21 protein-coding genes are annotated in these 22,947 nt (G+C 67.9%); 7 read left to right on the forward strand and 14 right to left on the reverse strand.

All coding sequences use genetic code 11. From position 1 onward, the window contains the following. Positions 1 to 2 precede the first annotated feature (2 nt). A complete protein-coding gene (locus tag K3U96_RS20080) occupies positions 3 to 734 on the forward strand; it encodes a class I SAM-dependent methyltransferase (RefSeq protein WP_220690876.1) in 732 nt (243 codons plus the stop codon). 8 nt (positions 735 to 742) lie between these two features. On the opposite strand, the gene K3U96_RS20085 is transcribed toward K3U96_RS20080, so the two are convergent. Next, the gene (locus K3U96_RS20085) at positions 743 to 1,036 is read right to left on the reverse strand and encodes a DUF3017 domain-containing protein (protein WP_220690877.1); all 294 of its coding nucleotides are present in this window, start codon (positions 1,034 to 1,036) and stop codon (positions 743 to 745) included. After that, a complete protein-coding gene (locus tag K3U96_RS20090) occupies positions 1,033 to 1,890 on the reverse strand; it encodes a bifunctional methylenetetrahydrofolate dehydrogenase/methenyltetrahydrofolate cyclohydrolase (protein WP_205871060.1) in 858 nt (285 codons plus the stop codon). The genes K3U96_RS20085 and K3U96_RS20090 overlap by 4 nt, the downstream gene beginning before the upstream one ends. 27 nt (positions 1,891 to 1,917) lie before the next feature. On the opposite strand from K3U96_RS20090, the gene K3U96_RS20095 reads away from it, so the two are divergent. Then, entirely contained in the window at positions 1,918 to 3,138 is a 1,221-nt protein-coding gene (locus tag K3U96_RS20095; RefSeq protein ID WP_069406245.1) for an NADH:flavin oxidoreductase, read from the forward strand. A 7-nt stretch (positions 3,139 to 3,145) separates the two neighbouring features. Here K3U96_RS20095 and K3U96_RS20100 read toward each other — a convergent pair whose 3' ends face one another. Further along, positions 3,146 to 3,577: a hypothetical protein gene (locus K3U96_RS20100; RefSeq protein WP_069406244.1), complete on the reverse strand. Its 432-nt coding sequence runs from the start codon at positions 3,575 to 3,577 to the stop codon at positions 3,146 to 3,148. Positions 3,578 to 3,632: 55 nt separating this feature from the next. Further along, positions 3,633 to 4,196: a TetR/AcrR family transcriptional regulator gene (locus K3U96_RS20105; RefSeq protein WP_069406243.1), complete on the reverse strand. Its 564-nt coding sequence runs from the start codon at positions 4,194 to 4,196 to the stop codon at positions 3,633 to 3,635. Positions 4,197 to 4,435: 239 nt separating this feature from the next. Between K3U96_RS20105 and K3U96_RS20115 the strand changes: the two genes are divergently transcribed. Both K3U96_RS20115 and K3U96_RS20120 read left to right on the forward strand, forming a co-directional pair. Next, positions 4,436 to 7,102, forward strand: a complete 2,667-nt coding sequence (locus K3U96_RS20115; protein WP_220690878.1) for an FHA domain-containing protein — start codon at positions 4,436 to 4,438, stop codon at positions 7,100 to 7,102. A gap of 73 nt (positions 7,103 to 7,175) precedes the next feature. After that, entirely contained in the window at positions 7,176 to 7,520 is a 345-nt protein-coding gene (locus tag K3U96_RS20120; protein ID WP_069406241.1) for a hemophore-related protein, read from the forward strand. Between the two features lie 12 nt (positions 7,521 to 7,532). Here K3U96_RS20120 and K3U96_RS20125 read toward each other — a convergent pair whose 3' ends face one another. The 8 genes from K3U96_RS20125 to K3U96_RS20160 all read right to left on the reverse strand — a co-directional run bounded on the left by K3U96_RS20125 (position 7,533) and on the right by K3U96_RS20160 (position 15,267). Continuing rightward, complete coding sequence (locus tag K3U96_RS20125; RefSeq protein ID WP_220690879.1) at positions 7,533 to 8,813, reverse strand: amidohydrolase family protein; 1,281 nt, start codon at positions 8,811 to 8,813, stop codon at positions 7,533 to 7,535. Positions 8,814 to 8,863: 50 nt separating this feature from the next. Beyond that, positions 8,864 to 10,090, reverse strand: a complete 1,227-nt coding sequence (locus K3U96_RS20130; RefSeq protein ID WP_220690880.1) for a globin domain-containing protein — start codon at positions 10,088 to 10,090, stop codon at positions 8,864 to 8,866. Continuing rightward, on the reverse strand, positions 10,087 to 10,569 hold the full coding sequence (locus tag K3U96_RS20135) for an RrF2 family transcriptional regulator (protein ID WP_220690881.1): 483 nt from the start codon (positions 10,567 to 10,569) through the stop codon (positions 10,087 to 10,089). The genes K3U96_RS20130 and K3U96_RS20135 overlap by 4 nt, the downstream gene beginning before the upstream one ends. 108 nt (positions 10,570 to 10,677) lie before the next feature. Next, complete coding sequence (locus K3U96_RS20140) at positions 10,678 to 11,241, reverse strand: pentapeptide repeat-containing protein (RefSeq protein ID WP_220690882.1); 564 nt, start codon at positions 11,239 to 11,241, stop codon at positions 10,678 to 10,680. Further along, positions 11,242 to 11,778: a GTP-binding protein gene (locus tag K3U96_RS20145; RefSeq protein WP_230982540.1), complete on the reverse strand. Its 537-nt coding sequence runs from the start codon at positions 11,776 to 11,778 to the stop codon at positions 11,242 to 11,244. 88 nt (positions 11,779 to 11,866) lie between these two features. Beyond that, positions 11,867 to 12,238 carry a DUF742 domain-containing protein gene (locus K3U96_RS20150; protein ID WP_069406236.1) on the reverse strand — a complete coding sequence of 124 codons (372 nt, stop codon included), beginning with the start codon at positions 12,236 to 12,238 and terminating at the stop codon, positions 11,867 to 11,869. Positions 12,239 to 12,244: 6 nt separating this feature from the next. Further along, a complete protein-coding gene (locus K3U96_RS20155) occupies positions 12,245 to 12,655 on the reverse strand; it encodes a roadblock/LC7 domain-containing protein (protein ID WP_069406235.1) in 411 nt (136 codons plus the stop codon). Then, positions 12,652 to 15,267 (reverse strand): HAMP domain-containing sensor histidine kinase, encoded by a 2,616-nt coding sequence (locus tag K3U96_RS20160; RefSeq protein WP_220690884.1) that lies wholly within the window; start codon positions 15,265 to 15,267, stop codon positions 12,652 to 12,654. Before K3U96_RS20160 ends, K3U96_RS20155 begins: the two co-directional genes overlap by 4 nt. A 316-nt stretch (positions 15,268 to 15,583) precedes the next feature. Between K3U96_RS20160 and K3U96_RS20165 the strand changes: the two genes are divergently transcribed. Next, positions 15,584 to 16,048 (forward strand): tRNA (cytidine(34)-2'-O)-methyltransferase, encoded by a 465-nt coding sequence (locus K3U96_RS20165; protein ID WP_220690885.1) that lies wholly within the window; start codon positions 15,584 to 15,586, stop codon positions 16,046 to 16,048. On the opposite strand, the gene K3U96_RS20170 is transcribed toward K3U96_RS20165, so the two are convergent. Further along, positions 16,049 to 16,708 (reverse strand): nitroreductase family protein, encoded by a 660-nt coding sequence (locus K3U96_RS20170; RefSeq protein ID WP_220690886.1) that lies wholly within the window; start codon positions 16,706 to 16,708, stop codon positions 16,049 to 16,051. It abuts the gene before it with no gap. A 24-nt stretch (positions 16,709 to 16,732) separates the two neighbouring features. Between K3U96_RS20170 and K3U96_RS20175 the strand changes: the two genes are divergently transcribed. Together K3U96_RS20175 and K3U96_RS27060 are read left to right on the forward strand one after the other, a co-directional pair. Then, complete coding sequence (locus tag K3U96_RS20175; RefSeq protein WP_220690887.1) at positions 16,733 to 17,149, forward strand: TIGR03667 family PPOX class F420-dependent oxidoreductase; 417 nt, start codon at positions 16,733 to 16,735, stop codon at positions 17,147 to 17,149. A gap of 455 nt (positions 17,150 to 17,604) precedes the next feature. After that, the gene (locus tag K3U96_RS27060; RefSeq protein ID WP_220690888.1) at positions 17,605 to 19,611 is read left to right on the forward strand and encodes a cellulase family glycosylhydrolase; all 2,007 of its coding nucleotides are present in this window, start codon (positions 17,605 to 17,607) and stop codon (positions 19,609 to 19,611) included. On the opposite strand, the gene K3U96_RS20185 is transcribed toward K3U96_RS27060, so the two are convergent. After that, positions 19,608 to 22,925 carry an error-prone DNA polymerase gene (locus K3U96_RS20185; protein WP_220690889.1) on the reverse strand — a complete coding sequence of 1,106 codons (3,318 nt, stop codon included), beginning with the start codon at positions 22,923 to 22,925 and terminating at the stop codon, positions 19,608 to 19,610. The genes K3U96_RS27060 and K3U96_RS20185 overlap by 4 nt on opposite strands. Positions 22,926 to 22,947: the final 22 nt, after the last annotated feature.

Genomic DNA, 22,947 nt, shown 5'->3' on the forward strand with positions numbered 1-22,947 from the left:
CGGTGACCCGCTCGGATCAGCAGCGCTCGCTGTCGTTCGGCGCAGAAGCCGCGGCATATGAACGCGGCAGGCCGTCGTATCCGCCGGAGGCCATCGACTGGCTGCTGCCCCCGGATGCGCGCGACGTGCTCGATCTGGGCGCAGGCACCGGCAAGCTGACCACGCGGCTGGTGGAGCGGGGCCTGGACGTGGTGGCGGTCGACCCGATCCCGGAAATGCTCGAGCTGCTGAGCAGTTCGCTGCCCGAGACCCCGGCGCTGCTGGGCACCGCCGAGGACATCCCGCTGCCCGAAGACAGCGTCGACGCGGTGCTCGTGGCGCAGGCCTGGCATTGGTTCGACCCCCAGCGCGCGGTCGCCGAGGTGGCCAGGGTGCTGCGCCCGGGCGGTCGGCTCGGGCTGGTGTGGAACACCCGCGACGAACGCATGGGCTGGGTCAAGGAACTCGGCCGCATCATCGGCCACGAGGACGACCCGTTCACCAACCGGGTCACGGTGACTGAGCCGTTCACCGATGTGCAGCGTCATCAGGTGGAGTGGACGAATTACCTGACGCCGCAGGCCCTCATCGATCTGGTGGCCTCGCGCAGCTACTGCATCACCTCACCGGAGAAGGTGCGCGTCCAAACGCTGGACCAGGTCCGCGAGCTGCTGGCCACCCACCCGGCGCTGGCCAACGCAACCGGTCTGGCGCTGCCGTACGTCACCGTGTGCATCCGCGCAAACCTCGGATAGCGAACCCGTCAGCTGGTGCCGAGCGGGTCGATGGTCCAGGCCACGTAGAACATCACGGCGCTGACCGTCGCGGTGGTGACGAAGTCGATCGGCTTGCCGCGCACCACCAGCAGCCCCGCGCGGTCCTCGGCGAGCAGCAGCCGCAACACCGCGGCGGCGCCCACGCCGATCGCCATGACCAGCGCGCCGCGCCGCCAGTACCCCGCCACCACGAGCGCGAACGCGGCGATGAACACCAGGCCCACCGACCAGATCGGCCACTGCCCGGCGAACACCTTGCGGGCGAACTCCTTGGGCGTCACGTCCCGGCGAGGGCTTCCGCACGTTCCACGACGTTCGTCAGCAGGAACGCCCGGGTGAGCGGCCCGACGCCGCCGGGGTTGGGTGACACGTGCCCGGCCACCTCCCACACGTCGGGGTGCACGTCACCGACGAGCTTGCCGTTGTCGTCGCGGCTCACCCCGACGTCGACGACGGCGGCGCCGGCGCGGACCATCTCCGCGGTCACCATGTGCGGCACACCCGCGGCGGCGACGATGATGTCGGCCTGCCGGGTCAACGCCGCCAGGTCACGGGTTCCGGTGTGGCACAACGTGACCGTGGCGTTCTCCGAACGACGGGTCAGCAGCAGCCCAAGCGGCCTGCCCACCGTGACACCGCGCCCGATCACCACCACATGCGCCCCGGCGATCGGCACGTCGTAGCGCCGCAGCAGGTGCACGATGCCGCGCGGGGTGCACGGCAGCGGCGCCGGCTCGTTGAGCACCAGCCGGCCCAGGTTCGTCGGGTGCAGACCGTCGGCGTCCTTGCCCGGGTGCACGCGCTCCAGCGCGGCGTTCTCGTTGAGCTGTCTGGGCAACGGCAACTGCACGATGTACCCGGTGCACTCCGGGTTGGCGTTGAGCTCGTCGATGGTCGCGTCGAGCGTGGCCTGGCTGGTGTCGGCGGGTAGGTCCCGGCGGATCGAGTTGATGCCGACCTTCGCGCAGTCGGCGTGCTTGCCGCGGACGTAGGCATGTGAACCGGGGTCGTCGCCGACCAGCACGGTGCCGAGCCCGGGCGTGCGCCCGGCCGCGGTCAGCGCCGCGACCCGTTTGGTCAGGTCGACAAAGATCTCGTCGCGCGTGGCCTTACCGTCCAGTGTTATCGCACCCACATCGGTCATTGTGGCAGGCTTCAGTGCATGGACACTCCCCGGAATGTGTTCACCCCGGCCAAGCTCGGCCCGGTGACGCTGCGCAACCGCATCATCAAGGCGGCGACCTTCGAGGCCTGCACGCCCAACGCGCTTGTCACCGAGGACCTGATCACCTACCACCGGCTCCCCGCCGCCGGTGGCGTCGGCATGACCACGGTGGCCTATCTGGCGGTGGCCCCGGGCGGACGCACCGAGGGCAGGCAGATCTGGTGGCGCCCCGAGGCGATTCCCGGGCTGCGCAGGCTCACCGATGCGATCCACGCCGAGGGCGCGGCGATCAGCGCGCAGATCGGGCACGCCGGGCCGGTGGCCGACGCCCGGTCCAACAAGGCGAAGGCCTACGCGCCGGTGCGGTTTTTCAACCCGCTGGCGATGCGCTTCGCCAGAAAGGCCAGCCGCGACGACATCGACGACATCATGGCCGCCCACGCCAAAGCGGCCCGGTTCGCGATCGACGCCGGGTTCAACGCGGTCGAGATCCACCTCGGCCACAACTACTTCGCCAGTTCCTTTTTGAGCCCGCTGATCAACCGGCGCACCGACGAATTCGGTGGCTCGCTGCAGAACCGCGCCAAGGTCGCCCGCGGCACCGTGATGGCGGTGCGCCGCGCGGTGGAGGCGGCGGGCACGCCGATCGCGGTCACCGCCAAGCTCAACATGGCCGACGGCGTGCGCGCGGGCATCTCGCTCGAGGAGTCGCTGCAGACGGCCAAGTGGCTCGAGGAGGACGGCGGCCTGGACGCGATCGAGTTGACCGCGGGCAGCTCCCTGGTCAACCCGATGTATCTGTTCCGCGGCGGCGCGCCGGTCAAGGAGTTCGCGGGCGCGTTCAAGCCGCCGCTGCGCTGGGGTATCCGGATGACCGGCAAGAAGTTCTTCCGCGAGTACCCGTACCGCGAGGCCTATCTGCTGCGCGACGCCAAGCTGTTCCGCGCCGAGCTGAAGATGCCGCTGATCCTGCTCGGCGGCATCACCAACCGCGAAACCATGGATCTGGCGATGGCCGAGGGGTTCGACTTCGTCGCGATGGGCCGCGCGCTGCTCGCCGAACCCGACCTGATCAACCGGATCCAGGCCGACGGCGACAGGCACTCGGTGTTCTCTGCGTGCACGCACTGCAACAAGTGCATGGCCACGATCTACAGCCAGACCCGCTGCGTGGTGACCGGCTCACCCGACTACACCGCGGTCGGCACGCCGGGCTGACGTCGCGCTACTGCGGCGGCACCGGCACCATCGGCGGCGTCTGGAAGTCCAGCATCGGCTCGGCGCGCACCCACTCGTCGGTCTTGATGACGAGTTGCTTGGCGGTGACGGTGTAGGTGGCCCCGTCCTTCTGGGCGAAGAACTCGCCGGGCACCGTGGGTTCGGCGACGACGACGAGCACCGCGTCGTCGCCCAGTCGGGCGCCGCGGTATTCGTAGTGGCCGTCGGGCGCCAGGCAGATCGCCACGAGCGATTGCGCGGTGCGACCGAAACTGACCGCTGACTGCGGGGCGTCGCAGCGCACCGAGGAGGCGACGAAACCCCGATCGTCGGTCGGATACGACGTCTGCGCGACGGCGGTCGACGGCAGCAGCGCCGTCGCCAGGCTCACCCCTACCGCCGCGCCGAAAACCAGGACCGCAGGCGTCGCAGACACCATGACTCAGTGTGACCACGAACCGCGCGCGATTTGCGGCGACGCGCCGCACCGACGGTCAACTCGGCGGGATGAGCGCCTTCGCGCAGTCCGAGACGATGGCGTCCACGCCGGCGGGCACCGCGCGCCCGGCCACCAGATGGCGCCGCACCACGGCGTACGGGATGTCGATCACCGCGGCGCTCACCCGGTCGGCGTCGGCGTGGATGCCCGTGAGCACCGCCCGCAGTCGACGGCGCAGGCACCGTTGATGTGCGCGCACTTCCTCAGGCCATTCGTCGGCGCCCAGCGCGTCGGCGCCGACGAGCAACACCTTGGCCTCACTGGGATGCGCGCGGCACCACTGCACGGTGAAAACCGCGCCGGCCACACACCGCTGTTGCGCGTCGCGAGGCTTGCCGACGGTGGCGATGAAACCGGTCAGAAAACGTTCCTCGGTGCGCATCCACAGCTGACCGCACAACGCGGCCCGCGTCGGGAAGCGGTGATAGATCGAACCGCTCGGGGCGCCGACCGCGCGGGCGACCGCCAACATCGTCACCGCGGCAGGGCCGTCTTGGTCCAACAGCGCCGCAGCGGCATCCAATAATTCGTCGGTGGTGTATCGCGCGGGCCGCGGCATTGCCCTACCCTATAATAGAGAGTTCCCTCTATATCAGAGGAGGTCGCCGTGAGCACCCCGACCGAAGTCGCACAGCGGTTGCCGCACGACGTGGGCGCGCGCCGGCGAGACCATCGTGGACGCGGCTTTCGCCCACATCATCACCGCCCGCGGCGACCAGATGGCGGCGCTGCAGCAGATCACCGACACCGCGCGGTGGAACATTCCATGCGGCTGACTACCCGATACAGTTGGTCGCGATGTCAAATGTCGCCGGCCGTCCGGCTCCGACGAGCCGATCCATTCCCCCTGCGCTGACCGTCCGGTACGACGGCTCGACGCGAAGTTTCGCGCCGGGCAACGACGTGGTCGTCGGTCGAGACCTGCGCGCCGACGTCCGTATCGCCCATCCGCTGATCTCGCGGGCACACCTGGTGCTGCGGTTCGATCAGGGCCGGTGGGTCGCGATCGACAACGGCAGCCTCAACGGGATGTTCGTCAACAACCGCCGCGTGCCCGCAGTCGACATCGTCGACGGGCAGAGCATCAACATCGGCAACCCCGACGGTCCGCGGCTGACCTTCGAGGTCGGTCGCCATCAAGGCGCCGCGGGCCGCACGCCGACCACGGCGGTGCCCATCGCCACCCAGCAGCGCCCGGGCTCGGGAAACTGGCCCACCGCGGGACCTCAGGTTCCGGAGGTTTCGGCACTACCGCCGTCGCACATGTCGCGGCCGCAACCGACCTACCCCACGCAGCCCCCGCCGCCGCGATATCCCACCGGGCCGCAGGCACATACCCCCGGCGCCACGACCTACCCGCCGAGCACCCCGCAACCGGCTCGGCGCGCCCCTGCGCCGATGTCGTCGTCGTCGCTGGAATCGGTGACGGCGATGGGGCCGACGGCCGCACCCCGCTCCAGCGAGGGCAACCTCGCGACCAGCATGCTCAAGATCCTGCGGCCCGGCAGGCCCGCCGACGCCGGCGTGCCGGGCGCCGTCAAGATCGGCCGCGCCACCGACAACGACATCGTCGTGCCCGACGTGCTGGCGTCACGCCACCACGCCACGCTGGTGCCCACCGCGGCAGGTACGGAGATCCGCGACAACCGCAGCATCAACGGCACGTTCGTCAACGGGGCGCGGGTGGACACGGCGGTGCTGCACGACGGGGACACCGTCACGATCGGCAACATCGACCTGGTCTTCTCGGGCGGCACCCTGGTCCGGCGCACCGAGACCGAGGCGGCCACCCGCACCGGCGGGCTCGAGGTGCACGGGGTCACCTGGACGATCGAGAACAACAAGACGCTGCTGGACAACATCTCGATCGCGGCGCGGCCGGGCACGTTGACGGCCGTGATCGGCCCGTCCGGCGCGGGCAAGTCGACGTTCGCCCGGCTGGTGGCCGGCTACACGCATCCGACGTCGGGCACCGTGACCTTCGAGGGCCACAACATCCACGCCGAGTACGCCTCGCTGCGCTCCCGGATCGGGATGGTGCCCCAGGACGACGTGGTGCACGGTCAGCTGACCGTCAACCAGGCGCTGATGTACGCCGCCGAACTGCGGCTGCCCCCGGACACCACCCGAGAAGACCGCGAACAGGTCGTCGCGCAGGTGCTCGAGGAGCTGGAGATGACCCGGCACGCCGACACCCGCGTCGACAAGCTGTCCGGCGGGCAGCGCAAGCGGGCGTCGGTGGCGCTGGAACTGCTCACCGGCCCGTCGTTGCTGATCCTGGACGAGCCGACGTCGGGTCTGGACCCGGCGCTGGACCGGCAGGTCATGACGATGCTGCGGCAACTCGCCGACGCCGGCCGTGTGGTGCTGGTCGTCACGCACTCGCTGACCTACCTCGACGTGTGCGATCAGGTGCTGCTGCTGGCTCCCGGCGGTATGACGGCGTTCTACGGCCCGCCCAACCAGATCGGTTCGTCGATGGGCACCACCAACTGGGCCGACATCTTCAGCGCGGTGGCCAGCGATCCGGAAGCGGCCAACCAGAGGTTCCTGGCACAGCACGGTCCCCCGCCGCCCCCGCCGCCGACCGAGCGGCCCTCCGACCTCGGCAACCCGACGCGCACCAGCGTGCGCAGGCAGTTCTCGACGATCGCGCGACGCCAGGTGCGGCTGGTGGTGTCGGACCGCGGTTACTTCGCGTTCCTGATGCTGCTGCCGTTCATCATGGGCGTGCTGTCGCTTTCGGTACCCGGCGACGTCGGCTTCGGTGTGCCCGTGCCCGCGATCCAGGGCGGCGCAGCGCCCAACGAACCCGGCCAGATCCTGGTGATGCTCAACGTCGGTGCCATCTTCATGGGCACCGCGCTGACGATCCGCGCACTGATCGGCGAACGAGCGATCTATCGCCGCGAGCAGGCGGTCGGATTGTCAACGACGGCATACCTTTTGGCGAAGATTTTCGTATTCACCGTGTTCGCGGTCATCCAGTCGGCGATCGTCACCGCCATCGCGATCATCGGTAAGGGTTGGGGCGCAGGCGCAGTGGAGCGGGGGGCGCTGATCGGCAACCGCAGCATCGAGTTGTTCGTCGACATCGCGGTGACGACGGTGGCCGCGGCCATGGTCGGGCTGGCACTGTCGGCGCTGGCGAAATCCAACGAACAGATCATGCCGCTGTTGGTGGTGGCGATCATGTCGCAGCTGGTGTTCTCCGGCGGCATGATCCCCGTCACGGACCGCATCGTGCTCGACCAGATGTCCTGGTTCACCCCGGCGCGCTGGGGTTTCGCGGCGTCGGCGTCGACGATCGACCTGATCCGGCTCGTGCCGGGCCCGCTGACGCCCGACGACCGGCACTGGGAGCATTCGTCGGGCACCTGGCTGTTCGACATGGCCATGCTGGCCGCGATCTGCGTGGGCTACGCGTCGTTCGTGCGCTGGAAGATCCGGCTAAAAGGCGCCTGATCACCGAAAACCGCACACAACCCGCGGACAGTGTTAGCGTGAAGCCTTCACTTCAGCCCGGAAGGTATACCGAATGCGGTCGACGACGAAATTGGCTTTCGCCTCTGGCGGTATGGCCATGCTGCTGGCGACGGGTGCCGGCGTGGGGGCAGGTATCGCATCCGCGCAACCGGACATCGACACCATTGTGTACTCGACGTGCACCTATCCACAGGTCGTCGCGGCGCTGAACGCCGAATCGCCCCAGCTCGCCAGGCAGTTGGAGTCGGCTCCGGCGGCCACCGGCTGGCTGAAGAGCCTGATCGCCGCTCCGCCCGAGACGCGTCGCGGGATGGTCGCGCAGGCGCAGGCGACGCCGGGCGCCAGCCAGTTCACTCCGGTCATCATGCGGGTGGCCAGCACCTGCAACAACTTCTGAGCGACACCGGCATCAACCATCGCCGCGCAGCGGCGCCAACCGCTTGAGGGCCAACCCGCCTTCGAAGGGTCGGTAGGCGAACGCCGCAGGCGCGGTATAACCGGTGTCCCCCAACGGCTTGTGCACTTGGTCGACGGTCGGGCCGATCTCGGTGGCCACCGGCGTGAGGGCGGCCAAGTCGAACCGGTACAGCCGTGCGGCGTTACCCGCCAGAATCTTGCGGCAGTCCTCCTCGGGCTGGTCGTGCAACGCCCACTGGATCGCCTGCCTGGAATGCGGCGCGAACCCTTCCTCGTGCGGATAGTCGCTGCCCCACATGAGGTGTTCTGGGCCAAGGTAAGCGATCATCGACGACTCGAACGGCGTGAGCTCAGAGGCCAGATAGCAGTTGCGTTTGGCGTAGTCGCTGGGCGCCATGGTCAGCTCGTCGATCGACGAACCACCGAACATTCCGTACGTGCGGTTGCCGGCCTCGGATTTCATGCTGGGCACCATCGCGTCGAGCATCATCATCTGGCCTTGTAGCCACAACGTGCCCTGTTCGGTGGCGACGAACCGCAGTTCGGGATGACGTTCGAAGACGCCGGCCAGGATGAGGTGCGCAACCGTGCGCTGAGCCCACATCGCCATCTCGGTCACCAGCACCGCATTGGACGCCGGCTGGTCCATCGGCATCACCGGGCTTCCCGCCCCGGCATGCTGAACCACGGTGAGATCCAGTTCGGTGCACAGCGCCCACAGCGGCTCGTAGCGGGTGTGGAACAGCGGGGCGACCGACGGGTCGCCGGGTGAGACGGCGGGCACCAGCACACCGCCGAAGCAGCCATGCTCGGCGCCCCAACGGATCTCGTCGAGGGCCAGGTCGACGTCGTTCGGGAAGACCTGGATCAGTCCCCGCCGCCGTGTCGGGGCTAGCGAACAGAAGTCGACCTGCCAGCGGTTGTGGGCTTGCACACCGGCCCAGCGCTTTTCGAACTCGGCACGGGTGCGCGGCAGCGTGATGGTGATGTTCGGGGTGGTCGGGAAGAACGGTGGCACGGTGTTGGGCAGCAACACCTCGGCGGCCACCCCGTCGGCGTCCATCTCCGACATTCGCAGGTCGTGATCCCAGTTGCGCTGCGCGGTGGCGATGACCAGGTCGTCGAACGGGCTGACGTAGGTTTTCGCCCACGCATCGAAGTCCTCGTGAAGCGCCGCGGGCAGGTATGGCTTGTAGTCGTACAGGTCGGCACCGGCGTGCGTGTCGGTGGAGATGACGACGTAGCGGTCGATGGTGTCCCAGGTGTCAGCCATGCCCCCATCCTTGCGCGCTGCCGCGCCGAATTCGGCGCTTTGCGTGGGTTTCAGGACAACAGCCAGTCGTTGGGTGAGAACAGCTCGCTGTGCACCCGTGCCGCCGGTACCCCGAGGGCCATCAGTTGGTTTCGCACCGCCTGCACGAAGCCGTTGTTGCCGCACAGGTAAACGTCGGCCGCGGCGGGCAGTTCGATGCCGTCCAGTGTCAGCAGCCCGGCATGCACCCCGGGCGCACCGCCGGTCAGGCCGTCCTCGTACCAGATGTCCAACGTGGCATTGGGCAGCGCGGCGAGCAGTTCGCGCTGTCGTTCGCGCAGCGGGTGGCTCTGGTCGCAACGGTCGGCGTGCAGCACCCGCACCGTGGTCGAGGGCGCGTCGGCCACCAGAGCTTCCAGAAGGCCGATCATCGGGGTGATGCCGATGCCTGCGGAGATGAGCACCAGCGGCCGCTCACCGGTCGGCGCGGGTAGGTCTCCGAACGGCACGGTGACGTCGAGGATGTCGCCGACGCACACGTTGGCGGCGATCCAGCTGGACACCTCCCCCGCGGGCTGTTCGGCGGTGGCGGCCACCGGTTTGACCGCGAACGTCAGCTCGTGTGACCCCGGCTTGTTCACCAGGCTGTACTGGCGCAGCTGGCGGGCACCGTCGGGCATCGTGACCCCTATCGAAACATACTGCCCCGCAACGAATTCCGTCACCGGAACACCGTCGGGCCGAACCGTCAGCAGCACCGCGCCGGACGGGTCGTCGACGCGGGAGACGACGCGGGCACGGCGGTAGACATCGCCGTCGTCGACGCCGGCCGCTCGGTAGAGGTCGCGCTCTAGGTCGATCAGCGTCTGCGCCATGATCCAGTACACCCGGTCCCACGCGGCGGCGACCTCGTCGGTCACCGTGTCGGCGCCCAACACCGCGACGATCGCGGCGAACAGGTTGTCGTGCACGATCGGGTACTGCTCGGCGGTGACGCCCAACGACGCGTGTTTGTGGCCGATCCGCGACAGCAGCTCTGCAGGGTGGGGCAGGTCCGGGTCGACGAGGTGGGCGGCAAAGGTCGCGATCGAGGCGGCCAACGCCCGCTGCTGTGCGCCTTGGGCCTGATTGCCGCGGTTGAACAGGTTGCGCAGCAGTTCGGGATGGTTTTCGAACATCCGCCGGTAGAACTCCGCGGTGATCTCGTCGATGTGTGCGCCGATCAGCGGAAGTGTCGCGGACACGATCTCGACATGCTGCGGTTCCAGCGCGAGCGGGGCAGCGGCAATCGCGGTCATCGGGCGGTCCTTTCGATGGGTTGCGGGTCGGGCTGCTGCCCGACCCGGGACTGCGGTCCAGAGATCACCAAAAGCCCTGTGTCCCTGGTCAGATCGCTGACGGTGTAGTGGTCGAGCTCGCGGTAGAACGCTTCCTTGGCCGCCGCCAGCGCACGCCGGAGCCGGCATGCCGGCACCAGCGGACACGGATCGGCACCGTCGCATTCGATGACTTCCCTGTCGTCCTCCAGACGACGCACCAGCCAGCCCACCGATGCGTGACGTCCGGCGTCGGTGAGGCTGAGCCCGCCGACCCGGCCGCGGCGCGCGTGCACCACGCCCAGTTCCGCGAGCCGGGCGACCGCCTTGGCGACGTGGTGTTCGGAAACGTTGGCGCCCACGGCGATCGAGCGGGTGGTGATCCGCTGGTCGCCGGCTTCGCCGTCGGCCAGCAGCATCATGGCGCGTAGCCCGAGGTCGGTGAAGCGGGTCAGCTGCATACTACGGACCGTAGTAATTCGGCCTCGGCGATGCGACGGTTGCCGATGTGTGCTTGAACACGTCGCGACGTGCGGTTTTTTGATCAGCGAGTTTGTCTTCGGTGCTGGTCAGCCGCCGTGGATGTCCAGGCCGTGCGCGGCGGCGTAGGCCAGGGCCTGCGCGACGTCGATCTTGGCGCCGCGCAGTGTGGCAGTGGTCCACAGCGTCGGGTCGATGCGCGCCCCGCGCAGATCGGCCTCGTCGAAGCGGGTGTTCTGCACCCGCGCCCCGCCCAGGTCGGCGCCGCGAAGCACCGCCTTGCGCAGATCGGCGTCCACCAGGCCGGCTTCTCTGAGCCGGCTCCCGGACAGGTCGACGCCGCGCAGGTCGCAGCCGCCCAGCACCGCCAGCGTGAAGTCGACGTCGACCAGGATCAGCGGCCGCAACCGGGCGTTGGTGAACACCGAGCCGAGCAGGCTGCATTGCCGAAAGCTGCTGTGGTGCAGGGTAGCCCGCTCGAAGGCGCAGTTGCGGAACGCCGAGCCGACGTGCTCGGACTCGGTCAGGTCGACGCCGCGGAAATCGCACTCGTCGAACACGGTGCGTTCGGTGCGCAGCCGGCTGAGGTCCTCGTTCCGGAAGTCGTGGCCGACGAATTCCTTTTCGGCCCAGACCGTTTCGTCGGTGTCCACTCAGCTGGGCAATGTCGTGAGGCTGGCGAGCGCGTATTCGGTGACGGTGATCAACGCTGCGCGCGCGGACCGGCGATCACGGGCGTCGACGGTGATCACCGGAACCCGCTCGGACAACGCCAGCGCCTTGCGCACCGCACCGACGGGATATCTTGGGGCGTCGTCGAATTGGTTCACTGCGATCAGGAACGGCAGCTTACGCGCCTCGAAGAAGTCGACCGCGGCGAAGCTGTCGGCGAGGCGGCGGACGTCGACCAGGATGATGGCGCCGATCGCGCCGCGCACCAGGTCGTCCCACATGAACCAGAACCGCCGCTGTCCCGGCGTGCCGAACAAATACAGCACGAGGTCCTCGGCCAGGGTGATGCGCCCGAAGTCCATGGCCACCGTGGTGGTGTTCTTGTCCGGGGTGGCGTCGAGGCCGTCGATGCCTGTCGATGCGTCGGTGAACAGCGCTTCGGTTCGCAGCGGCATGATCTCGGAGACGGCGCCCACGAACGTTGTCTTGCCGGCTCCGAAGCCGCCGGAGACGACGATCTTGGCCGAGGATGAGCGCTCGCGCGAAGACCATGAGGAGGATGAGCGCTCGCGCTCGCGCGCAGACCGCGTCGAGGCGTGGCGCCCCTCAGAGTGCCCTGAGGCCACGCAGCGTCCTCCCTATCAGTTCGCGTCGTTCGTCTGGCGTCGCCGCATCGTCGAGGGTGGTGTGCACCCGCAGGTAACCCTGCGTCACCAGGTCTCCGATCAGCACCCGTGCCACACCAAGCGGCAAGGATAGCTGCGCGGCGATCTCGGCGACCGACGGGTGATCGTGGCACAGCCGCAGGATCTGGCCCCGTACATCGTTACCGGGCCACCGGATCGGCTTGTCGTCGGGCAGTGTCTCGATCGGCGCCTCGATCGGCAGATGGACGCCCGGGTCGGTGCGCCCGGCGGTCAGGATGTAGGGCCGCACGAGGCTCGGCTCGTCGGCGAGATCGCGTTCCCATTGGTCCATACGCGCTCACGAGTGCGAGGGTGCGCGCCGCCGCCCCGACTGCACCACAGAACCCACCCGTTCCACCAAGATCGCCATCTCGTAACCGATTTGGCCGATGTCGCAGTTACGTGTCGCCAGCGTCGCCAGATTCGATCCGTCGCCGACGCGCATCAGCAACAGGTAGCCGTTCTCCATCTCGACCACCGACTGCAACACGTGGCCGCCGTCGAACAGCTGCGCGGCGCCGGTCGACAGGCTGGCCAACCCCGAGGCCACCGCGGCGAGTTGGTCGGCACGTTCGGTCGGAATGTGCGCGCTGGCCGCCATCAGCAGCCCGTCAGCGGACACCAGCACGGCGTGCGAGACTCCCGGCACTTCGCTGGCGAATTTGGAGACCAGCCAATCAAGCGAGTCGCGCTGCGGCTGATGGCTCATTCGTTCTCTGTTCCTCTGGTCTCTCGGGCGTGGGAGCGGCCGGCGTGCACCCCGCCGAAGTGACTGCTGATGCTCGCGCGGACGGCCTCAGGATCACGGTGTCGCGCAGTTGGGGACGCCGCTGGCCCTGCGGTGTCGAGCTCAGCCGCCGATGCTACCTGGACCCCGCCGTCAGGCTGCTCGGTCTGCGCGACGGGCTCGTCGGCGCCGCCGGGCACCAACCTGGCGCCGGGTTCGCGCACCGGAAGACCCTCCTCGGTGTGGTGCTGCACGGGCGCTTCCTCGGCGGCGGCGGCCGCCGACCAGCCGTGGTCCCATACCGATTCCCAGTTCAAGTCCGTGCTGCTGGCCAGCTCGGTCGGATCGACCAGCCACTCCGACAGCATCTTCTGGTAAATCGCGTCGTCTGAGCCCGCCGTGGCCGACGGTTCGGCGACGCGCACCGGTTCAGGTTCGGGTTCGGGTTGGGCAGGGGCCGACGGGGTGCCGGAGATCCCGCTGGCGCCCGGATGGCGTTGCGGCAGCAGCGTCTCGGGCACGTCGAGGTGACCATCGAGGTGACCACCGAGACGACCGTTGTACGCGGGCTCACTGCGCGGGTCGCGCTCGTCGGCGTAATGGTCCTCGTCGAGCGCGAGCGCGGTCGCGATGCCGGCGTGTGCATCGGCCGGGCTGGCGTACTCCTGCGAGCTGAACTGGTCGGTCTCCTCGGTCTGCGCCAGCAGCTCGGTCGGGATGTAGACACCCGCGGTCATACCCGAATTCGGTTCGCCGGCAACGGTGCTGCGCAGCCGGACCACCAGGCCGTGTTGGGCGGCGAGGCGGCCGACGACGAACAGGCCCATGTGCCGCGCGGTGTACGGGGTGACCTCGCCGCCGGACTGCAGGCGCGTATTGGCGACCCGCAGGTCCGACTCGGTCATGCCCAGCCCGATATCGCTGACCTCGATGACGAGGCCCCCGTTGGCGGTGTGCACCGCCGAGACACGCACCTGGGAGACCGGCGGCGAGTAGCGCAGCGCGTTGTCGAGCAGTTCGGCGAGCAGGTGCACGATGTCGCCTGCGACGGCGCCGACGACTTCGCTGTCGGGCACGGTCGCGGTGACCACCCTGGTGTAGTCCTCCACTTCGGAGGCGGCGGCGTTGATCACCGCCGAAACGGGCACCGGGTCGGCCTGCTCCCGCGGGACCCTGGCCCCGGCGAGCACCAGCAGGTTGGCGCCGTTGCGGCGCATGCGCGCGGCGAGGTGGTCCAACCGGAAGAGGCTGTCCAGCCGTTCGGGGTCCTCTTCGTTGCGTTCCAGGCGGTCGATCAGCGCCAGCTGCTGGTCGACCAGTGAGCGGCTGCGCCGGGAAAGGGTCTCGAACATGTCGCCGACCTGCAGCTGCAGCCGGGACTGCTCGCTGGCCAGCAGCAGCGCCTGCTCGTGCAGCTCGTCAACGGCATGGGCGACCTGCCCGACCTCCTCGGAGGTGTGCACCGGGATCGGGTCGACCGGCGGGGCCTCCCCGCCTGCGCGGACGTGTTCGATCTCGCGGGTGAGGTCTTCGTGGGCCACCTTGAGCGCGCTGTCGCGCAGCCGGCGCAGCGGCCGCACCAGCGACCGCGCCACCACGATGACGACGACCAGCGCCAGCAGGATCACCACTGCGACGACCACCGCGTCGCGCACGAGCGTGCTGCGGGCGGCCGCGGCCCTCTCGCCGACCGCGGAGGTCACCGAGGCGGTGGTGTTCTCGGTGACCTGGCGGGCGATGTCTTCGGTGGCGTTCACCGAGGCCAACAGCTCGGGGTTGTTGACCAGCGGAACGGCCGGGTCGGTCAACAGGGCCATCCGCTTGACGAATTCGGCCTGCAACTTCTGGGCGTCCGGCGAGCCGACGCCGAGCACCTGGCTCATCCCGAACAGCGTCGAGGGCTCGGTGCCGGCCAGCGCGATCATCGAGGTGCGCAGCTCGGGTTCGGGTAGTTCACCGCCGCGGGTGATGGTCAGCCGCTGCATCGTCATCTGGCCGCGCGCCCCGACTGCCCTTGACAGCCCGGCCGTCTCGGCACGGATGCGTTCGTCGTCCACACGGACCGAGCCGTTGATGGCGTCCTCGGCGGGCAGCAACAACAACGCGTACGCCTGGATGGTGTCGCGCAGGCCGATGCTGTTGGAGGTGACCTTGTCCATCAGCGCCTGACCGCCGTCGATCAGGGTCCGGACCCCGTCACCGACGTCGGGGGCGACGTCGGTCCCGGACAACTGGGTCTGCAGCTGTTGGCGGTTGGCGTCGAACGCCGTCAGCGCCGCCTGGGTGTCACCGCCGGTCGAGCGTGCCAGCATCGCCGCCTCGAGCGAGGCCATGTAGTTGTCGACGGCGGGCAGCATGTCGACGCGCTCGGCGGCCAGCCGCAGCTCCGATGCCTGCGTCGCGCTGCTGTAGATGCGCAGACCGCCGAACGTCGCCGCCACGACAAGCGGCACCAATACGATCGCGAGCACTTTCCACCGGACCGGCCAGTTGGCCAGCGACCACCGCGACGGCCGCTTGATCGGCGGCTCAGCCGTGCGGTCGAAGTCGACCAGCGTGCCGTCGGCCTGCTTGAGCTGTGAGAACGCGCTCATCGACGTCCGTCCGCGACATCGGTGGGGTGTCCGCAATTCAGTAATGGCGCGTCGTTCATATGACTTTCCTGCTGACTTGCCCATGCGAGGGCGGCGTGTTGTACGCCTGGCAACTGGTCGAGTATGACAGCGATGCGCTGCGGTTTCCACCGTTCTTACTGAACAGACAGAGTTCATGCGGGTGGCGTGCGCACAGCCCGTGGTTTCGGAGCAAAGCCAGCGACCGCGCACCCGGAAATCAGAGGGGGGCAAAGCATTTCGCGCGTTCACCCACCCGGGCTCAGTTTCGGTGCGGCCGATGTTGAATCATGATCGAATGTTTCGGTTGCTGTTCTTGACCCCGCGCATCGCACCTAACACCGGCAATGCGATCCGCATGGTGTCGGCCACCGGAGCCGAACTGCATCTGGTCGAGCCGCTGGGATTCGACCTGTCCGAACCCAAGCTGCGCCGCGCCGGCCTGGACTACCACGACCTGGCCTCGGTCACCGTGCACCCCGACCTGGCCGCGGCGTGGGACGCGCTGATGCCTGCGCGCGTGTACGCGTTCACCGCGCACGCCGTGACGTCGTTCGCCGATGTCTCCTACCGTCCGACGGATGTGCTGATGTTCGGGCCCGAACCCACTGGCCTGGATGCTGCGACGCTGGCCGATGCGCACATCACCGCCCAGGTGCGTATCCCGATGTTGGCCGGGCGGCGCTCGCTGAACCTGTCGAACGCCGCCGCGGTCGCCGCCTACGAGGCTTGGCGCCAACACGGGTTCGCCGGGGCGGGCTGATCACCAGGTGTCGAAGTGCACGATCTGCTCGGCCGGCAGCCGCTTGGCCGGCCGGAAATCGGTGCCCTTGGTGTAGGCGATCGGGAACAGACCGCCCTGGCTGTAGGTGTCGAACGGGATGCCGAGTATCTCGGCGGCCTGCTTCTCCCCGTCCCCGACCAGATGCAACGTGGTGTACGCCGAGCCCAGCCCGCGCGAGCGCAACGCCAGCATGTAGCTCCACACAGCAGGCAGAAGCGAGCCCCAGAACCCCGCGCTCACACCGGCGGGGGCACCGTCGGGGCGACCCTCCAGACACGGCACCAACAACCAGGGCGCCTCGTGCATGTGCTCGGACAGGTAACTCGCCGACGACACCACGCGTTCGCGTTGGGCAGCACGGCTGTCGCCGTCGGCGTATTCCGGCGGGGTTTGGTTGCGGTACCACGTGAAGTTGTTCCGGTAGATGTCGGCGAGCGCCTTCTTCTTCTGTTCGTCCTCGACGAAAACCCATTGCCAGCCCTGCGCATTGGATCCCGTCGGCGCCTGAACGGCCAGTTCGAGGCACTCCAGCAGCACCTCCCGCGGTACGGGCTTGTCGAAGTCGAGGCGCTTGCGCACCGAGCGAGTGGTGGTCACGACTTCGTCGAAAGAAAGGTTCAAACTCTGCTGGGCCGTCATGTGGCTGAGACTACATTCGGTTCTATGGCAGTCGAATTCACGCAAGAGGTTTCCAGCAGGCTCACAGCCGACAACTTCGGCTGGCTGACCACCGTGGCGAAGTCGGGGCAGCCTGTCCCGCGGCTGGTGTGGTTCTACTTCGACGGCGCTGACGTGATCATCTACAGCGAACCCGACGCGGCGAAGGTCCGCCACATCAAGAACCATCCGCGGGTCAGCCTCATCCTGGACTCGGACGGCAACGGAGGCGGGATCATCGCCGTCGGTGGCACCGCGACGATCGACGCGCAGGACGTGAATCCGTTGGAGGACGAGCGGTACCAGAAGAAGTACCGCGAGTATGCGGCCAGCGTCGGCTTCACCGACGAGTTCCTCGCCGCCTACAACACCCGGTTGAAGATCAGCATCGACAAAGTGTGGACCACTCCGACCGGCGGATGACCTTGGAATAGACGTTCGCTCGACAACGCATCCAAACGTTGCCGAATGACGCCTAATACTCGCATCCTTCGCGCCTATAACGTTGCTGGATTCGCCAGCAGCGCCACGTTTGTGCAACTTTTACTCACAGCACGTCGCTACCATTCGGCGCGGAAATGTCCTCGACCAGCATATTAGCTGTTTGGACGTGGAATATTGCAGATCAGAGGGCCTGCATTCGTTGGTTTGCTAAAGCGTAAATTTTGCGGATATCTGTAGATCACAGCAAAGTTTTAGCGCCGGGCTGAGGACCCTGATTCCCGATAGCTGGAACCGGTGGGAATTAATTTCTTAATTTGCATACAATCTATCTAGCTAATGCGTTAATTTGTGCCTGAACACGTCGCCGTGTCACCCGTCCGGGACTGAGGGGGTAACCGATGAGGGGTCTGAAATCGTGTCGTCGAGCAGTTGCCGTGGCAACTGCGATCGTGATGGTTCCGCTGGCTGCCATGCTCACCGCGGCGCCTACCGTGAAGAAACCGCGGATCAACCGGGTGGCGTTCGACTACATCCTGACGGCGGGAATTGTGGAGTCCGGCACGACGGTCGGCATCGCCGACTCGGACCTGTGGGCCTTGTCGACACCGGACGGCAAACTCGACACTGCCGCGGTCAACCGGCACCTCGACGAGATGCAGGCGCTCGGCGTGAACACCGTGCGCATCGTGCTGCCGTGGCGGGGCAACGAACCGTTCCGGCCGGGAACCTTTCCCCCGGGGGTGGAAGAGGCCGCCTGGGCCAGAAGCGACTACATCGTCAACGCCGCGGCCGATCGTGGCATGGCGATCGTCGCGGTGCTCGCCCACGGGCCGGACTGGGCCGGCGTCGACCCGAACACCGACTGGTCGCTGCTCGGGTTCGAAGAGCCGCCGCAGCCGGATCTGTTCGGGGAGTACGCCGGGCGGGTGGCCACCCGTTACGGCGAAAAGATCGCGGCGTACGAGATCTGGAACGAACCGAACTACGTGCGAGCCTGGGCGCCGACGATCGATCCGGCCGCCTACACCGAGATGTTGCAGGCCGCCTACACCGCGATCAAGAACGCCAACGGCGACGACCCCAACGATCCGCTCGTCGTGGCCGGCGTGCTGGGCGCCGTGATCAGCAGCCCCGTGACGTTGGATCCGGTGAAGTTCGTCGAGGCGATGTACGCCAGCGGGGCCAAGGGCTATTTCGATGCTCTGTCGTTCCATCCGTATCACTACACGTTGAAGTTCTCCGAGGGCATCAAGAACGACTTCTGGCGGTCCCCTCTCGAGCAGGTGATCGAGATCAGGCAGTTGATGCTCGACAACGGCGATGAGGCGCTGAAGATCTGGGCCACCGAGTTCGGATTGCCGACGTTCGGTGACAACGGGGTGACCGAGGAGCAGCAGGCCGAATTCATCGCGGACTTCCTCAACGCGTGGAAGGACCTCAAAGACGCCGACGGCACCTCCTATGCCGGTCCGTCGTTCATCTACACGTTGCGCGACCGTCTGGTCAACGGCGTGCTGACGCCGGGCACGTCGCTGGGCATCTTCAACGTCGACTGGACGGCCAAGCTGGCGGCCCAGGTGATCAAGGACTTCATCGAGGAGAACCAGGTTCCCGAGGAGCCAGAGGAACCGGAGGAGCCGGGTGTTCCGAACCTGGGCGAGCAGGTCGCGCAAGTCCTGCAAGCGATATTCCAGGCGATCGCCACGGCGGTCCAAGGTTTGATCAACGCCGTTTCCGCGTTCGTGAACTCGGTTGCGCAGGCGATCGTCAACATCTTCCGGCTCTCGGGCGCCGCGGCCACGTCGCTGACCGCGGAGGTGCAAAGCGAAGTCGCTGCGGGCGCCGAGATGGCAGCGGTGTCGTGGCGGAGCGCGTCGGCAGCTGACGACGACGCCGAAACGTCGGAAGATTCGGCAGCACAGCCGGTTTCGTCCGAGAAAACCGCCGAGGTGGCCGAGGACGTGACCGAGGAGGTGACCGAGGTGGCCGTCGAGGTGACCGAGGTGACCGAGGTGACCGAGGTGACCGAGGTGACCGAGGTGGCCGAGGTGACCGTCGAAGATGCGGTCAACGAGGAAACGGAGACGACGGTCGAGGACACGCCGACGACGGATGAGCAGGTGCCCGCAGACGAGGAGCCTGCGCCCCTCGAGACCGACGTGGACGTCGACGAGGCCGAAACCGACGCACAGGTAGAGACCGAGGACGACGCCGCCGAGGAGGCGGCGCAGGAGGATTCGCGGGAACCGGTGCGAACCGGTCTGGTAGCCCGGCCCGGGCAGGTGGCGTCGGACGGCTCGGACGGCTCGGACGATTCGGCGTCAGACGATTCAGACTCGGACGAGTCCGATGATGCAGACGATCCGGCGGGGACCGCTGACACGGGCGACGACGACGGCTCTTCGAGGGGTGGGCCGAAGTCGGGATCGGAGGCCGCCTAGCGAAAGTCGCGGCTTCGCGAGCCGACCGCCATCGTGAGCTGGCCCATCCGGTCGGCGACGACGGTGACTGCGCCGGTGGCGTTTTGCACCTGCCCGCGGATCAGCAGGGCGGCCGCCGTTTGCGCCAACTTGCGATGGCGGGCCCACACCCCTGGCGAGCACAGGATGTTGACCATCCCGGTCTCGTCCTCGAGGTTGATGAAGGTGACCCCCTGCGCCGTCGCCGGCCGCTGGCGATGCGTCACCGCCCCGGCCACCAGCACCCGGGTTCCGTCGGGAACCTTCAACAGCTTGTCCGCGGCGACGACGCCGAGGGCGTCGAGGTCCTTCCGCAGAAACTGGGTGGGAAAGCTGTCCGGTGAGATACCGGTGGCCCACACGTCGGCGGCGGCCAGTTCCAGTTCGGTCATGCCGGGCAGCGCGGGGGTGGCCAACGACGATCCCACTCCCGGCAGCCGATCGGGACGCTCCCTGGCCGCCGCGCCCGCCGCCCACAGCCCTTCGCGCCGCGTGATACCGAAGCATCCCAGCGCACCCGCGGTGGCCAGCGCCTCGGTCTGCGGCACGGACAGCTGCACCCGCTGGGTCAGGTCCAGCAGGGAAGCGAAGGCCCCGTTGGCTTCTCGGTCGTCGACCATCCGCTCGGCCAGCTCGTCGCCGATGTGGCGCACGGCGCCGAGACCGAGTCGCACCTCGGTGCCGTCGTTCTCCAGCGTGGCGTGCGCCAGGCTGGCATTGACATCGGGGGGTCGGACAATTACCCCGTGCCTGCGGGCGTCGGCGACCAGCGACTGCGGCGAGTAGAAACCCATCGGCTGCGCCCGCAGCAGGGCCGCGCAGAACGCCGCCGGATGGTGCAGCTTTAACCACGACGAATAGAACACCAGAGATGCGAACGACAGCGAATGGCTTTCCGGGAAACCGAAGTTGGCGAAGGCTTCCAGCTTCTCGTAGATCCGGTCGGCCACCTCGCCGGTGATTCCGTGCCGTTGGCGCATCCCGTCGTAGAACCTGTCCCGCAACCGGCGCATCCGTTCCGTGGAGCGTTTGGACCCCATCGCCCGGCGCAGCTGATCAGCTTCGGCCGCGGAGAAACCCGCGCAGTCCACAGCCAGCTGCATGAGCTGTTCCTGAAACAGCGGAACGCCCAATGTCTTTCGCAGGGCCGGCTCCATCGACGGGTGGTCGTAGGTGACCGGTTCGACACCGTTGCGGCGCTTGATGTACGGATGCACCGAGCCGCCCTGGATCGGGCCGGGGCGGATCAGTGCCACCTCGACCACCAGGTCGTAGAACACCCGGGGCTTCAGCCGGGGCAGCGTGGCCATCTGCGCGCGCGACTCCACCTGGAACACCCCGACGGAATCCGCGCGTTGCAGCATCTGGTAGACAGCCTGCTCGGACAGGTCCAGCCGCGCCAGGTCCACCTCAATGCCCTTGTGCTCGCGCACCAGGTCGATGCAGTAGTGCAGCGCCGAGAGCATGCCGAGCCCGAGCAGGTCGAACTTCACCAAACCGATGGCCGCACAATCGTCTTTGTCCCACTGCAGAACGCTGCGGTTCTCCATCCGCGCCCATTCCACCGGGCACACGTCGGCGATGGGCCGGTCACAGATCACCATGCCGCCGGAGTGAATACCCATGTGCCGCGGCAGGTTGGAGATCTGCTGAGCCAAATCGATCACCGGCTCCGGAATGCCCTCGACCTCGGGTGAGTCAGCCAGTCCGCTCCACCGGCTGATCTGCTTGCTCCAGGCATCCTGCTGCCCCTGAGAGAATCCCAGCGCACGCGCCATATCGCGCACCGCGCTGCGGCCGCGGTAGGTGATGACGTTGGCCACCTGCGCGGCGTAATCACGACCGTAACGGTGGTAGACGTATTGAATCGCCTTCTCCCGCAAGTCCGATTCGATGTCGATGTCGATGTCGGGCGGACCGTCGCGCGCCGGGGACAGGAACCGTTCGAACAACAACTCGTTGGCGACGGGGTCGACGTTGGTGACCCCCAGCGCGTAGCAGACCGCCGAGTTGGCCGCCGAGCCCCGGCCCTGCGCCAGGATGTTGTTCTCCCGGCAGAACCGGGTGATGTCGTGCACCACCAGGAAATAGCCGGGGAACTTCAGCTGCTCGATGGTTTTCAGTTCGTGCTCGATCTGGGCGTAGGCCCGCGGCGCCCGCTCCGGCGGACCGTACCGGTTGCGGGCGCCCGCCATCACCAGATGTCGCAGCCAGCTGTCCTCGGTGTGTCCGCGCGGTACGTCAAACGGCGGCAACTGCGGGGCGATCAGCGCCAGTTCGAACGCGCACTGCTCGCCGAGCTCGGCCGCCGCGGCCACCACTTCAGGACAGTGGGCGAACAACCGGGTCATCTCCTCCCCGGATCGCAGATGTGAACCACCCAGCGGCGCAAGGTAACCCGCTGCTTCATCCATCGAGTGACGCGCCCGGACCGCGCCCATTGCCATGGCAAGCCGGCCGCGCGAGGGTTCGGCGAAATGCGCGCCGGTGGTGGCGACGACACCGAGACCGAAGTGCGGCGCCAACTCGGCCAGCATCGCGTTGCGCTCGTCGTCGACGGGGCTGCCGTGGTGGGTGAGTTCGACGCTGACCCGTTCGGCGCCGAACCGGTCCACCAGGTCGGCGAGCGCAACGGCCGCCGCCTCTGGCCCACCGGTACAGAGCGCTTGGCGCACATGCCCTTTGCGGCATCCGGTGAGGATGTGCCAGTGCCCGCCTGCCGTCTCGGTCAGCGCGTCGTAGTCGTAGCTCAGCTTGCCCTTCTCACCACCGGCCAGATGCGCCTTGGCGAGTTCACGGGACAGGCGCCGGTAGCCTTCCGGGCCGCGGGCCAGCACCAGCAGATGCGGGCCCGCCGGATCGGGATCCTCGGTGCGGTCCCCTCCCCCGAGCGAGAGCTCGGCGCCGAACACCGTCGCCATGTCCAGTTCCCTGGCGGCCTCGGCGAAGCGCACCACGCCGTAGAGCCCGTCGTGGTCGGTCAGCGCGATCGCGCGCAGATCCAGGCGGGCGGCCTCTTCGACGAGTTCCTCCGGCGTGCTGGCGCCGTCGAGGAAGCTATACGCCGAATGGGCGTGCAGTTCGGCATACGGTGTCGAGGTGGGCGGCCGGTCGATGTCTTCGGCCTGGTAGGCGGCGCGCTTGCGCGACCAGGCGGGGCTGTCGCCGCCGTCACCGACCTGCTCGTCGTGGTGATACCCCCCGCTCGCGGGGGAAGGCCAGCCGGAACGGCGCGGTTTGCCGTTCAGCACCCGCTGCATTTCGGTCCAGCTCGGCGGCCCGGTATGCCAACCCACCCCGCCAGTATATCGAACTGAT

The sequence above is a fragment of the Mycolicibacterium holsaticum DSM 44478 = JCM 12374 genome (genome assembly GCF_019645835.1).
Classification (GTDB): Bacteria; Actinomycetota; Actinomycetes; order Mycobacteriales; family Mycobacteriaceae; genus Mycobacterium; species Mycobacterium holsaticum.